We start from the raw sequence: 13,416 nt of genomic DNA on the forward strand, positions 1-13,416 counted from the left end.
GCTTCCCTTACTTCGTAACGTTCAGGTTCGGGTTGCGGTCATACTCATCGCCGAGCAGGCCCGTGTGGCCGTCCTGGCGAAGCTGGTTCATGTGAGCCTGGAATTCAGACTCGGAAACCACCTTGACGCGGAACAGCATTTCGGAGTGGTACTCACCGCAGAGCTCGGCGCATTTGCCGTCGTAGGTGCCCTCTTTGGTGGGGGTGAACCGGATGTAGTTGGTCTTGCCCGGGATCATGTCCCTCTTCTGCAGGAATGCAGGAACCCAGAACGAGTGGATGACGTCGCGCGAGTTCAGTTCCAGGTCAACGGACTTGTTGACCGGCAGGTAGAGAGTGGGGAGCTTCTCCTTGTCCACTTCCTCACCGGTCAGGTGCGCCTGGACGCCGGCTTCATAGACGTCCTCGGTGACGACGTCGCCCTTTTTGTAGTTGAAGTCCCATGCCCACTGCTTGCCGCGGACGTCCACAACGACGTCGGCCGGCTGCGAGCGGTCATCGATCGCCTGCTGGTCACGGTCGGTGAAGTAGAAGAACACCAGGACCATGAAGAGAGGGATCGTCAGGTAGAAGACCTCAAGGGGCAGGTTGAAGCTGGTCTGCCGCGGGAAGCCCACGGTGCCCTTGCGGCGGCGGTAGGCAACGAGGCACCAGACGATCAGGCCCCAAGTGATGATGCCCACCACGAGGGCGGCAATCCATGAGTTGACCCAGAGGTCCATGATGCGGTCAGTGTGATTGGTGGTGCCACGCTCGGTGGGCAGCCACCCCTTCTCTACCTCTGGCGAACATCCAGTCAAAACCAACGCGCCGGCAGTTGCCAAGCCAGTGATCGTAGTGATCGTTTTGCGTCGGCTGCCGGTTCGGTTCTGCGAACTCACAGACGGCCCTTCCTACTTGTTGCTGTTGCCAGGGCGGCAAAAAGCTTCCCGGGCACACTAAAAGTTTTACTACTCGGTGTAGAGCTTACCGCTCCCCGCAGGTTTTCGCCCACATGTCCCCACCGTGTGGCGGCGCCGGTTTTCACCGGCGCCGCCAAGAGGTTCAGGAAGGGCTTACTTACCCTTTAGTGGAACGAATCACCGCAGGCGCATGAGCCACCCGCATTCGGGTTGTCAATGGTGAAGCCCTGCTTGGAGATGGTGTCTTCAAAGTCGATGCTGGCACCGCTGAGGTACGGCACGCTCATCTTGTCGACGACGACCTCGACACCGTCGAAGTCGCGTACCGCGTCACCTTCAAGGAGGCGCTCGTCGAAGTACAGCTGGTAAATGAGGCCGGAGCAGCCGCCGGGCTGCACGGCTACGCGGAGGCGAAGATCGGTGCGGCCTTCCTGCTCCAGGAGGCTGCGGACCTTGCCTGCTGCAACGTCCGTCAGCTGAACCTCGTGGCTCGCCAGTTCCTCACTGGCTGTGCCGGTGGGTTCGGTGCTGTTTTCATTGGTCGTAGTGCTCATTGGCCTACCTTACTAACGACGGTTGTGGCTGCCCCGCTTGCACGGCGCCTGCCCCTACGGAAACAGTACGGGCTATAGCTACATGCTACGTCGATCCGGCGCGGAGCTCTAACTTCAGGCGTAACCCTCCCAGGCCCTTCGTTGTTCCCTCCGCGGCCTGCTAGTCCGCGGCCTGCCAGTGAAGCCCGTCTGAATTCAGCCGCGCCAGGAGCAGCGCCTCGGCCAGCACCGCGTTGCGGAAGTCCCCCAGGTGCAGGGACTCGTTGGCGGAGTGGGCGCGCGAATCGGGGTCTTCCACGCCCGTCACCAGGATCTGGACCTCGGGGTACAGCTCGGTCAGGTCGCTGATGAACGGAATCGACCCGCCAATCCCCATTTCCACGGCCGGAACGCCCCAGGCCTCGCCGAGCGCCCACAAGGCGATCCCGGCAGCTGCCGACCCTGTGTCCGTCTGGAAGGCGTTGCCGCTCTCCCCCGGCGTGAAGGTCACCTTGGCGCCGAACGGTGCGTGGGTTTCAACGTGCCGGCGCACCGCTTCCATCGCCTCCGCCGGGTCCTGCCCGGGGGCCAGCCGCAGGCTGAACTTGGCCCGGGCGCAGGGCAGCAGAGTGTTGGAGGCGACGCTGACGGCCGGCGCATCGAAGCCGATGATCGACAGGGCCGGCTTGGTCCACAGCCGCGAGGCGATCGTCCCCGTACCTGCCAGCTTCACGCCGTCGAGCACTGACGAATCCGCCCGGTACTCCTCCTCAGTAAGGTCCACCGCAGTTTCGTCCCTGCTCACCAGTCCCGCAATGGCCACGCTGCCATCGTCATCGTGCAGTGTGGCGATCAGGCGCGAGAGCAGGGTAGGCGCATCGAGCACCGGCCCGCCGAACATTCCCGAATGCACGGCGTGGTCGAGGACCTGCACCTCGATGGTTCCGTCCACCAGCCCCCGCAGGCTGGTGGTCAGCGCCGGCACGCCCACCTTCCAGTTGCTGGAATCGGCCACCACGATGACGTCGGCACGGAGCAGTTCGCGGTGGGTTTCGAGGAACGTCCTGAAGGTCGGCGAACCGGCCTCCTCCTCCCCTTCGAAGAACAGGGTTACGCCCAGCCCGAATTCGTCACCGAGCACCCGCGTGACGGCGCCGTAGGCGGCGACGTGGGCCATGATCCCGGCCTTGTCGTCGGCCGCGCCGCGCCCGTAGAGGCGCCCGTTGCGTTCGACGGCGGTAAACGGCTCGGACTCCCACAATGCCGGATCACCGGGCGGCTGGACGTCGTGGTGGGCGTAGAGAAGAATGGTCGGCTTGCCGGGCGCGGCCTCGCGGCGGGCCACGACGGCGGGCCCGCCGGGGGTACCGTCCTGCTTATCGCACCGCAGGATCCGGACGTCCCCGATGCCCGCCGCGTGCACCAGGGTGGCGACGGCCTCGGCGCTGGCGTCCAGCGGGGCAGGGTCAAAGCTGGGCCAGGCGATGCCGGGTATGGCCACCAGGTCCTTCAGCTGCGCAACTGTGGTGTCGAAGGCCGCATCAACGGCGGCCCGCAGGGCGTCGGTGTCAACGCCGGCCACGGACTCGCCGTACTGTTGCGGGGTCTCCGCAGGGAATGTAGTCATGGCCAAACACTACCTGTGTCACACGCCACAACAAACACCGCCGTCGGCGGCCACCGGTTGCCCCGGCTTGGCGTTCCACGGGCAGCCGGGCATGACCGGGGACACAGCGCACCAAGGTATTCTTGTGTGGTGTTCGGACGTAAAAAGGAAGCGCCAGCGGCGCAGGATGTAGTTGACCAGCAGGCTGCCGAGGCAGCCGCAATAGCAGGCAAAGGCGCACCCACGCCCAAGCGCAAAGCACAGGAAGCGGCCCGCAAGCGCCCCCTCGTGCCGGAGGACCGCAAGGCCTCCAAGGAAGCGGAGCGTGCCGCCGCCCAGGAGCAGCGCCTGAAGATGCGCCAGGCACTGGATACCGGCGACGAACGGTTCCTGCCGATCCGCGACAAGGGCCCGCAGAAGCGGTTTGCCCGTGATTACGTGGACGCCCGCTTCAGCCTGGGCGAGTACCTGATGTTCGGCGCCCTGGTGTTCGTCATCATCTCCCTCGTCGTGCCGTCCGACAGCAGCATGATGATTTACGTGCTGGGCGGCTTCTGGGTGATGTTCCTGGCTGTTTTCGTGGACGTGTTTATCCTCTCCCGAAAGCTCCGGAAGCGCCTCGCCGAAAAGTTCGGGGAGGTGGAGCGCGGCACCGTCTGGTACGGCTCCATGCGTTCCCTGCAGTTCCGCAAGCTTCGCCTGCCCAAGCCCCTGGTCCGCCGCGGGCAGTACCCGTCCTGATTCCTCGTCCTCCTGCGGGGCCCTGCCCGCCAGGAGTCGGTCCCGGACCTTAAACACAGCAGCCCGGCGGTGAAACCGCCGGGCTGCTGTGTTTAAGGCGCCTTGTTCTAACGCGCGAACCGCGTTCAACGGGCCTTGCGGCGGCTAGCGGGTTTTCCGGCGGTTCCTGGCCAGTTCCTTGTTGATCCGGGCGGCCCAGAACGGTCCCTCGTACAGGAAGGCGGTGTAGCCCTGCACCAGGGTGGCACCGGCGTCGAGCCGGTCCTGCACATCTTGCCCAGTCTCCACGCCGCCCACGGAAATCAGCGTCAGCCGGTCCTGCGTGACCGATTTCAGCCGGCGCAGTACCTCCAGCGAACGGTTCTTCAGCGGGGCACCCGACAGGCCGCCGGCCCCGCAGGCCTCCACTTTTTCCGTTGCAGAATCCAGCCCGTCGCGGCTGATCGTGGTGTTCGTGGCAATGATGCCGTCCAGGCCCAGGTCCATGGCCAGCCGGGCGACGTCATCGATGTCCTCGTCGGTGAGGTCAGGGGCGATCTTGACCAGCAGCGGGACATGCCTGCCGGCGGACTTGTCGGCTTCCTCCCCCACTGCCTTCAGCAGTGGCCGGAGCGTCTCCACGTTCTGCAGGAGCCGGAGCCCGGGCGTGTTCGGCGAGCTGACGTTCACCACAAGGTAGTCCGCTGCCGGGGCGAGGCCGCGCGCGCTGATGAGGTAGTCCTCCACCGCATCCTCGAGTTCCACGACTTTGGTTTTGCCGATGTTGACGCCGATCACGGGACGCACCTTGGCATGGCGCCGCTGCAGCGCTGCCCGGGCGGCCTTCAGCCGCGGAGCCACGGCAGAGGCGCCGTCGTTGTTGAATCCCATCCGGTTGATGACGGCGCGGTCCTCGATCAGCCGGAACAGCCGGGGCTTTTCGTTGCCGGGCTGGGCCTGGCCGGTGATGGTGCCCACCTCAACGTGACCGAATCCAAGCGCCGTAAGGGCCTCGATCCCGTGGCCCTCCTTGTCGAAGCCGGCGGCCAGCCCGAACGGTGACGGGAAGGTCAGGCCGAGCGCGGTCGTCTGCAGGGACGCCGGCGGTGCCGTAAACCGCTCCAGCAGCCGGCCCGCTCCCACAGAATGGACGAGCCGGATCCCTTTGAAACCGATCTTGTGGGCGCGTTCGGCGTCCATCCATGAAAAGGCCAGCCTGAAAAATGTGGGGTATACGCGCATGCCTCTAGTTTTCCGTCTTCGGCGGTACAGACCAAACCGGGCTGACACAACAACACCCGGGCCGGGACCGGAAAGCCTACGCTGTTGACATGGAGTGGCAGAGCGACATCCTGGGGCCGGGCTTCGAGTCCCGCGCCTTCGAAGCCGCGGGAGAAGACGGCGTCCGCCGGAAGGCGACGCTGGTCCGCTTCACTCCCACGGTTACCTCCGCGGTCCGTCCTGCCGGGCCGCGCCGGGCGGTGCTGTTCCTGCATGGCTGGAGCGACTACTTCTTCAACGTTGAGCTGGCGCGGTTCTGGGCAGGGCAGGGCTTCGAGTTCTTTGCCATGGACATGCACAACCACGGCCGCAGCCTGCAGCCGGGCACGCCCGGCGGCTACGTCGCGGATCTGGGAAACTACGACGCCGAGATCAGCACCGCGGTGGGCATGATCGCCGAGTCCGGCGGGCCGGGTCCCGTGCAGCTCGCGCTCATGGGGCATTCCACTGGCGGCCTGGTGGCAGCCCTGTGGGCCAGCCGCAATCCGGGTGCGGTTTCCCAGCTGGTCCTGAACAGTCCGTGGCTCGAAATGCATGGCAGTGCACTGGTCAGGCGCGCGGCCTGGACCATGGTGGAGCCGATCGCCCGCCTGCGGCCCGAGGCGGTGCTCAGGCTGCCGGAGCGCGGTTTCTACTGGCGGAGCATCAGCAGTTCCGCCGAAGGCGAGTGGGCCCTGGACGATGCCTACCGGCCGCCGCTGGCCTTTCCGGTACGCGCCGCCTGGCTCAGTGCCATCCTCGCCGGGCAGGCCAAGGTGGCCCGCGGACTCGGCATCGCGGTGCCCATCCTGGTCCTGCTGTCGGCGGCGAGCGAGAACGGGATGGTCTGGAACGAGGAAATGCGCCGGACGGACGCTGTTCTGGACGTCAACACCATCGCCGCCCGTGCCATGTCGCTGGGCAGGACCGTCACCGTGGAGCGCATCGACGGCGCACTCCACGATGTTTTCCTTTCCCGCGCCGACGTGCGGGCCGACGCCTACGGGCGGCTGGCCAGATGGGTCAGGGGTTACGCCGCCTAAACCGGCTGCAGGGTATCCGGAACCTGGAGGGCCTGGTTTTAAGGGGTCCGGCTTTAAAGGGCCTGGTTCTCAAGGGCCTGGGCGGCGTCCACCGCCCCGCCGTACCGGCGGTCCCGTTGCGCATAGATCTCCACCGCATCCCAGAGCGTCCGGCGGTCGACGTCGGGCCACAGGGTGTCCAGGAAGACGAACTCCGCGTACGCCGACTGCCACAGCATGAAGTTGGACAGGCGCTGTTCGCCGGAACTGCGGAGGAAGAGGTCGACGTCGGGTAGGTCCGGCTCGTCGAGGTACTTTTGGATCGTCTTCTCGGTGATGGCCCCGGGTTTGAGCCTGCCGTCGGCTACATCCCGGGCGATGGCGGACACAGCGTCCGCTATTTCCGCCCGACCGCCGTAGTTCACGCACATGGTCAGCGTGCAGGTGCTGTTACCGGCGGTGTACGCCTCCGCCTCCTCGAGTTCGCGGATCACGGAACCCCAGAGCCGGGGACGCCGGCCGGACCAGCGGATCCGGACGCCCCATTCATCGAGCTGGTTGCGCTGCCTGCGCAGCACCTCCTTGTTGAACCCCATCAGGAAGCGGACCTCCTCGGGAGAGCGGCGCCAGTTCTCCGTGGAGAATGCGTACACGCTGACGTATTCAATGCCGAGTTCGATGGCGCCGGCCACGACGTCGAGCAGGGCGGGCTCCCCTGCCTTGTGGCCTTCGATCCGCGGCAGGCCGCGCTGGTTGGCCCACCTGCCGTTGCCGTCCATCACAATGGCCACGTGCCGGGGCACGAACTCGGCCGGAATCGACGGCGGAACTGCGCCTGAGTGGTGCGGGTACGGGGCCACCACCGGAGCGGTGCGCCGCCGGGCTGGACTGGTCTTCTTTCCCAAGGACACTGTTAGGTACGCTCCACATGTTTGAGGGATTTCAGGACACGCTCCAGGTGCCACTGCAGATAGCTTGCCACCAGACCCGCGGATTCCCGGCGGTTCAGCGGAAGGGAGGCATCCGCCGTCGGCCAGTCCCCGGTGAGCAGCGCACCCAGCAGGGAGACGGTCTCCGGCGCCGGTGCCGGTGAACCCGGCGGGCGGCAGTCGCCGCAGACCATGCCGCCCAGCGGGGCGGAGAAAGCGGTGTGTGGTCCGGGCGCGCCGCAGCGCGCGCAGTCCGTGAAGCTCGGCGCCCAGCCGCCGGTGGAAAGGGCCCGCAGCAGGTAGGAATCCAGGATCAGCTCCGGTGCGTGGTCCCCGCGGCTCAGCGAGGCCAAGGCACCGACCAGCAGGTTGTACTGCGCGGTTCCGGCTTCGCCGTCGACGTCGGTCAGCTTTTCGGCGGTTTCGGTCATGGCCGCGGCCACCGTATACCGCCCGTAGTCGGCGGCGATGTTGCCCCCGTACGCCCCCTTCGCGACGGCCTGCGTCACGATGTCGAGGGTCTTGCCGGACACGAGCTGCAGGTCTGCCACCATGAAGGGCTCCAGGCGGGCGCCGAAGCGGCTGGTGGTCCGCCGGACCCCTTTGGCCACCGCCCTGACCTGGCCGTGGTGCTTGGTCAGGAGGGTGATGATGCGGTCCGCCTCGCCCAGCTTGTGGGTGCGCAACACCACGGCGTCGTCGCGGTAGCTGCGCGCTGCAAATGATTGGACCACGCTTAATCTTCCCATTGACTCCGTGAAAACAGCTCAGCCGCCGAAACAGCTGCGCCGCCGGTGTGGACCGGCGGCGCAGCAGTCAGGAAGCTCAGGCCTGGGCGTCCCGGATGGCCCGGTTCACGGCGGAGATGACTGCCTTCAGCGCCGAGGTGCTGGTGTTTGAATCGATGCCGACGCCCCACAGGACGCGTTCTCCCACGGCGCATTCGACGTAGGCCGCGGCGAGGGCGCTGCCGCCTTCGGACAGGGCGTGCTCGCTGTAGTCCAGCACCCGCACGTCCACGCCGTCCTGGCCGAGGATGTCCAGCAGCGCGGCGATGGGTCCGTTTCCGGTGCCGGTGCGGCTGACGTGGGTGCCGTCCACGCCCAGCGAGGCATGCAGGGTCATGGACCCGTCCTCGTCGGTTTCGGTTTTCACCGAGCCGAGCGAGTAGCGGCCCCACTGGCTTTCCGTCTTGGCGGAGGGCAGGTACTCGTCCTGGAACAGCTGCCACAGCTGGGCGCCGCTGACCTCGCCGCCCACGGTGTCGGTTTGCCGCTGGATGACGCCGGAGAATTCGATCTGTGCCCGCCGGGGCAGGTCCAGGCTGTGCTCGTTCTTCAGCAGGTAGGCCACGCCGCCCTTGCCGGACTGGGAGTTGACGCGGATCACGGCCTCGTAGCTGCGGCCGAGGTCCTTCGGATCCACCGGCAGGTAGGGAACCTGCCAGGTGAAGTCGCTGACGTCCTTGCCCGCGGCTGCCGCGTCCTTTTCCAGGGCCTCGAGGCCCTTCTTGATGGCGTCCTGGTGGGACCCGGAGAACGCGGTGAAGACGAGGTCGCCGCCGTATGGTGCCCGCTCTGCGACGGGCAGCTGGTTGCAGTACTCCACGGTGCGCCGGACGTCGTCGATGTCGGAGAAGTCGATCATCGGGTCGATGCCCTGCACGAACATGTTCAGGCCGAGGGTCACCAGGTCCACGTTGCCGGTGCGCTCACCGTTGCCGAACAGGCAGCCCTCGATGCGGTCGGCGCCGGCCTGGTAGCCCAGCTCGGCCGCGGCCACGCCGGTGCCGCGGTCGTTGTGCGGGTGCAGGGAGAGAATGATGCCTTCACGGGGGTGCAGGTGGCGGCTCATCCACTCGATGGAGTCCGCGTAGACGTTGGGGGTGGCCATTTCGACGGTGGCGGGCAGGTTGATGATCACCTGGCGGTCGGCGGATGCCTCGAAAACGTCGGCGACGGCGTTGCAGACGCGGACCGCGTACTCCAGTTCGGTGCCGGTGAAGGACTCGGGCGAGTACTCGTAGGTGATGTGGGTATCGGCCAGCGTTTCTTCGTACTTCTTGCACAGGCGGGCGCCCTGGAGCGCGATGTCCAGGATGCCGTCCTCGTCCTGGTTGAACACGACGCGGCGCTGCAGGACAGATGTGGAGTTGTACAGGTGCACGATGGCCTGCTTGGCACCCACCAGGGACTCGTAGGTCCGCTCGATGAGATGTTCGCGGGCCTGGGTCAGCACCTGGATGGTGACGTCATCCGGGATGTGGTTGCCCTCAATCAGCTGCCGGACGAAGTCGAAGTCAGTCTGGGATGCGGAGGGGAAGCCGACTTCGATTTCCTTGTAGCCCATCCGGACCAGCAGGTCGAACATCTTCATCTTGCGCGCCGGGCTCATGGGGTCGATCAGGGCCTGGTTGCCGTCCCGCAGGTCCACGGCGCACCAGCGCGGGGCGGTGGTGATGATCTTGTCCGGCCAGGTGCGGTCCGGCAGATCGACCTTGATCTGGTCCTGGAAGGGGATGTAGCGGTGGATCGGCATTCCCGAGGGCTTCTGTGCGTTTCGCATTAATCTGGCCTTTTCTGTGATTCCTGAGTGAAAGGGTGGCCGGGCAACGCAAACTCCGCGACGAGGATGGGCCTTGCGCTAGATCGCGTCTGAGGCCTCGCCGCGGCAGCTAAGAAGAAGGAGTTCTGCACGCACCATTTCACAGTAACACGGGTGCGTAAGATGAAGGGGCAACACCTCCAGCAACGTCCACCATGCAGACGCTGCACCGGTGAAAGTGCCGGCCGCAGCCCGTCATCGAAGGAGCTCCTGTGCCAATTTCGGGGATCGCCCTGTCAAACATCGACCGCAGCGTGAGGCCACAGGACGACCTCTACCAGCATGTGAACGGCGCCTGGCTCAAGGACACCACCATCCCTGACGACCGTCCGCTGGAAGGCACGTTCACCGCCCTTCGCGACGGTTCCGAACTGGCAGTCAAGGAAATCATCGAGGAAGCCGCGGCCAAGGGGTCCGAGGCCAGCGGCATCGAGCGGAAGATCGGCGATCTCTACAGCAGCTTCATGGATGAGGCAGCGATCGAGGCCAAGGGCCTTGACCCTATCCGCGGACGTCTGGCCGAGGTCTTCGCGACAGCCAGCATTTCCGAGCTGCTGGCACTGGCTGGCCGGCTCTTCCGTGCCGACGTTTCGGGACTTTTCTACATCTACCCGGCGCCCGACGCCGGCAACCCCGACCGCGTTCTGCTGTACACGGGCCAGGGCGGCCTCGGGCTTCCTGACGAGTCCTATTACCGCGAAGAGAAATTCGCCCCGGTGGTGCAGTCCTACCGGGAGTACGTGGGCACCATGTTCGGCCTGGCCGGCGTCGCCGATCCGGAAAACGCCGCGGCCCGGGTGGTGGCGCTGGAGACCGCCCTCGCCTCCCACCACTGGGACAACGTCACGCTCCGTGACCCGCAGAAGACCTACAACCTGAAATCGGCCGGCGAGGCACGCGAGCTGTTCCCCCTGCTGGACACGTGGTTCGAAGCCGCAGACGTCGCCGCGGACAAGCGGCAGGAGATTGTGGTCAGCACCCCTGACTTCTTTGCCGGAGCCGCCGCTTTGCTGGCCTCGGAGTCGCTGCCGGTGTGGCAGGAGTGGCTTGCCCTGCGGGTCATCAACTCCGCCGCCCCTTACCTGTCTTCCGCCTTCGTGGACACGAACTTTGCCTTCTACGGCACCACCATCAGCGGCACCCCGCGGAACAAGGACCGCTGGAAGCGGGGCGTCGCCGTCGTCGAGGCAGCACTGGGCGAGGCCGTAGGCCAGATCTACGTGGCCAAGCATTTCCCGGAGGGCCACAAGGCCCGCATGCAGACGCTCGTGGGCAACCTGATCGAGGCCTACCGGGACAGCATCAGCGCCCTGGAATGGATGGGCGAGGACACCAAGGCCGAAGCGCTGAAGAAACTGGGCGCTTTCCGGGCAAAGATCGGCTTCCCCGACGAGTGGATCGACTACTCAGCAGTGGTGATCGACCCCGCAGACCTGCTGGGGAATGTTGAACGGGCGCACAATGCCGACGTCGACCGGCACCTGGACGAGGTGGGCAAGCCGGTGGACCACAACAAGTGGCTCATGACGCCGCAGACCGTCAACGCGTACTACCACCCGATGCTGAACGAGGTCGTTTTCCCGGCAGCCATCCTGCAGCCGCCGTTCTTCACCGCCGAAGCGGATGATGCCGTGAACTACGGCGGCATCGGGGCGGTGATCGGCCACGAGATCGGCCATGGCTTCGATGACCAGGGCTCACAGTTCGACGGCACAGGCGAGCTGCGCAACTGGTGGACAGAGGATGACCGCAAGGCCTTCGAAGCCCTGACCGGACGCCTCGTGGACCAGTTCGACGCGCTGTCCCCCTATGCCGCGCCCGGGCACAACGTCAACGGCAAGCTCACGCTGGGCGAAAACATCGGCGACCTTGGCGGACTCACCATTGCGCACAAGGCCTACCGCCTCAGCCTCGACGGGCAGGAACCTCCCGTGCTCGACGGGCTGACGGGTGAGCAGCGCTTCTTCGCTTCCTGGGCCGCCGGCTGGCGCCAGGTGATCCGCACCGAGGAGGCCATCCGGCGCCTCGCCACGGATCCGCACTCCCCCAACGAGTTCCGCACCAACGCCATAGCCAAGAACCTCGACTCCTTCCACGCCGCGTTCGGTGTCACGGAGGAGGACGGCATGTGGATGCCTCCGGAGGAGCGCGTCAGCATCTGGTGAGTGCAGAAATGCCGGGCCGCCCCCGTTCGGGGCGGCCCGGCATTTTTTGTGTCCGGTTACCGGATGTTCACTGCTGGACGATCAGCTCCGGATTTGCCTGCTGGCAAACGGTATCGCTGGCTGTCTGGTTGACGATGTCCTTGGGAACCGTGGTCTTGCCGTACTTGGTTCCGGACGGGAAGTCGCTGCCGAGGTACAGCTGCACGCCCGCGACGCCGGAGGACGGCGCCACCTGGGCGGCCGGAATACCGAACAGTGCTGCCACATCCGCGGCGACGTCCGCGAACTCGGGTCCGTAGTACACCATGGTCTTTGCCGTGGCGTCGGCCTCCAGCTGCCCCACCTGGGTGAAGCCGCCGGCAACAACGGCCTCAACGATTTCCTGCGTCCTGGTGGCTGACCCGGTTCCGTTGGCCACGGTGATGGGTTGCAGCGCCTTGTCGTACGGCGCCGCCGTCGGGGTGGGCTTGGGCGTGGCCGTCGGAGTGGAGCTGGCCGACGGTTTGGGCGTCGCCGAGGGTGAAGGGGTTTCCTTCCCGTCCGGGTCCGTCAGGTCGATGTCCTTGCGCAGGGCAGCGAACAGCTGGGAGGACGCCGGCTGCGCGGCTTCCAGCCGGTTGGGATCGCTCGTGGCCGGGACGGTCGGCAGCGCCACAAAGGCGACCTTGCCGACGTCGATCGTCTTCAGCCGGTTGGCGATGGTGATCATCGACGGTACGGAGGAGAGTCCGTCGTCGACGGTCAGGTTCTTGGTGATGACGTCGGCGATGTTCAGCAGCTTCGCCGGGTTGGAGAGGGTGCCGTCGTCCTTGATCTTCCGGGTCAGCGAGGACAGGAAGCCCTGCTGCGCCTTGATGCGGCCGAGGTCGCCGCCGTCACCGAAGGCGTGGCGGGTGCGGAGGAACGCCAGAGCCTGTTCACCCTGCACCTGGGAGGTGCCCTTGGGCAGCCGCAGCCGCGAGTCGGGGTCGTAGACGGCGTCGCTGATGCAGACCGACACACCGCCCACCGCGTTTGACAGCTCCTTGACGGCGTTGAAGTCGGCCATCATGAAGTGGTCCACCTCCATGCCGGTCAGCTTGTTGACCGTGTCCACGGCGCAGCCGATGCCGGCCTCTTTCATGGCTTCATTGATCATGATGCCGCTGCGCGCCGCGTACTGCTTGCCGGTCTTCTGGTCGGTGCACTTGGGAATGTCCACCAGCAGGTCGCGGGGGAAGCTGATGACGTTGACCCGCTTGTTGTCCTCAGAGATGTCCATCAGCATCATGACGTCGGAATTGCCGTAGCCGGTGGAATCCTCGGTGCTGCCGTAATTCGAGTTCTTGCCGTCGCGGGTGTCGGAGCCCAGGATCAGGATCTGCAGCCTGCCGGTGGCGTCGTCCGTGGTGTCGGTGCGGCTGCTTCCGGCGCCCAGTGCCGCCGTGGAGATGTTGGACTGCAGCCGGAAGTACCAGTAGCCGGCAAAGGCCAGGCCGCCGGCCAGGACCACAGCAACGACGGCGGTGGTCACCTTGAGCCACGCGGGCATATGGCGCACATTCAGGTGCCGGGCAGCGCCCAGCCGGGAGTCCTCGGCATGCCGGGCAGCTGGCTCGGAACGGGCGGGAATGCCCGGTCCTTGGGCGCGGTTGTCGCGGCGTCGCACCACAGGGTGTACCTTCCTCGAAAAAATG

11 protein-coding genes are annotated in these 13,416 nt (G+C 66.0%); 3 read left to right on the forward strand and 8 right to left on the reverse strand.

Annotated features, from left to right (window positions below):
• Positions 1-7 precede the first annotated feature (7 nt).
• From coxB to ABRP34_RS03420, 3 genes are all read right to left on the reverse strand, one after another.
• The gene (gene coxB / locus ABRP34_RS03410) at positions 8-880 is read right to left on the reverse strand and encodes a cytochrome c oxidase subunit II (RefSeq protein ID WP_353712264.1); all 873 of its coding nucleotides are present in this window, start codon (positions 878-880) and stop codon (positions 8-10) included.
• 185 nt (positions 881-1,065) lie between these two features.
• Positions 1,066-1,455, reverse strand: a complete 390-nt coding sequence (locus ABRP34_RS03415; protein WP_003800852.1) for an iron-sulfur cluster assembly accessory protein — start codon at positions 1,453-1,455, stop codon at positions 1,066-1,068.
• A 160-nt stretch (positions 1,456-1,615) separates the two neighbouring features.
• Positions 1,616-3,061 carry a dipeptidase gene (locus tag ABRP34_RS03420; protein WP_353712265.1) on the reverse strand — a complete coding sequence of 482 codons (1,446 nt, stop codon included), beginning with the start codon at positions 3,059-3,061 and terminating at the stop codon, positions 1,616-1,618.
• 129 nt (positions 3,062-3,190) lie between these two features.
• Between ABRP34_RS03420 and ABRP34_RS03425 the strand changes: the two genes are divergently transcribed.
• Complete coding sequence (locus ABRP34_RS03425) at positions 3,191-3,781, forward strand: DUF3043 domain-containing protein (protein ID WP_353712266.1); 591 nt, start codon at positions 3,191-3,193, stop codon at positions 3,779-3,781.
• A gap of 144 nt (positions 3,782-3,925) precedes the next feature.
• Here the strand turns inward: ABRP34_RS03425 and ABRP34_RS03430 are convergent, their stop codons facing one another.
• A complete protein-coding gene (locus ABRP34_RS03430) occupies positions 3,926-5,002 on the reverse strand; it encodes a quinone-dependent dihydroorotate dehydrogenase (protein ID WP_353712267.1) in 1,077 nt (358 codons plus the stop codon).
• Positions 5,003-5,091: 89 nt separating this feature from the next.
• On the opposite strand from ABRP34_RS03430, the gene ABRP34_RS03435 reads away from it, so the two are divergent.
• Positions 5,092-6,063 carry an alpha/beta hydrolase gene (locus ABRP34_RS03435; protein WP_353712268.1) on the forward strand — a complete coding sequence of 324 codons (972 nt, stop codon included), beginning with the start codon at positions 5,092-5,094 and terminating at the stop codon, positions 6,061-6,063.
• Positions 6,064-6,116: 53 nt separating this feature from the next.
• On the opposite strand, the gene ABRP34_RS03440 is transcribed toward ABRP34_RS03435, so the two are convergent.
• The 3 genes from ABRP34_RS03440 to leuA form a co-directional block, all read right to left on the reverse strand.
• A complete protein-coding gene (locus ABRP34_RS03440) occupies positions 6,117-6,953 on the reverse strand; it encodes an isoprenyl transferase (RefSeq protein WP_003800846.1) in 837 nt (278 codons plus the stop codon).
• A gap of 2 nt (positions 6,954-6,955) precedes the next feature.
• Positions 6,956-7,720: a DNA repair protein RecO gene (recO, locus tag ABRP34_RS03445; protein WP_307103057.1), complete on the reverse strand. Its 765-nt coding sequence runs from the start codon at positions 7,718-7,720 to the stop codon at positions 6,956-6,958.
• Between the two features lie 76 nt (positions 7,721-7,796).
• Entirely contained in the window at positions 7,797-9,536 is a 1,740-nt protein-coding gene (gene leuA, locus ABRP34_RS03450; RefSeq protein ID WP_353712269.1) for a 2-isopropylmalate synthase, read from the reverse strand.
• 251 nt (positions 9,537-9,787) lie between these two features.
• Here leuA and ABRP34_RS03455 point away from each other — a divergent pair, with 251 nt between their 5' ends.
• Positions 9,788-11,740 carry a M13-type metalloendopeptidase gene (locus ABRP34_RS03455; protein ID WP_003800840.1) on the forward strand — a complete coding sequence of 651 codons (1,953 nt, stop codon included), beginning with the start codon at positions 9,788-9,790 and terminating at the stop codon, positions 11,738-11,740.
• Positions 11,741-11,807: 67 nt separating this feature from the next.
• Here ABRP34_RS03455 and ABRP34_RS03460 read toward each other — a convergent pair whose 3' ends face one another.
• Entirely contained in the window at positions 11,808-13,391 is a 1,584-nt protein-coding gene (locus ABRP34_RS03460; protein WP_353712270.1) for an LCP family protein, read from the reverse strand.
• Positions 13,392-13,416: the final 25 nt, after the last annotated feature.

Origin of the sequence: Arthrobacter sp. K5, from assembly GCF_040448525.1 — a bacterium.
Classification (GTDB): Bacteria; Actinomycetota; Actinomycetes; order Actinomycetales; family Micrococcaceae; genus Arthrobacter; species Arthrobacter globiformis.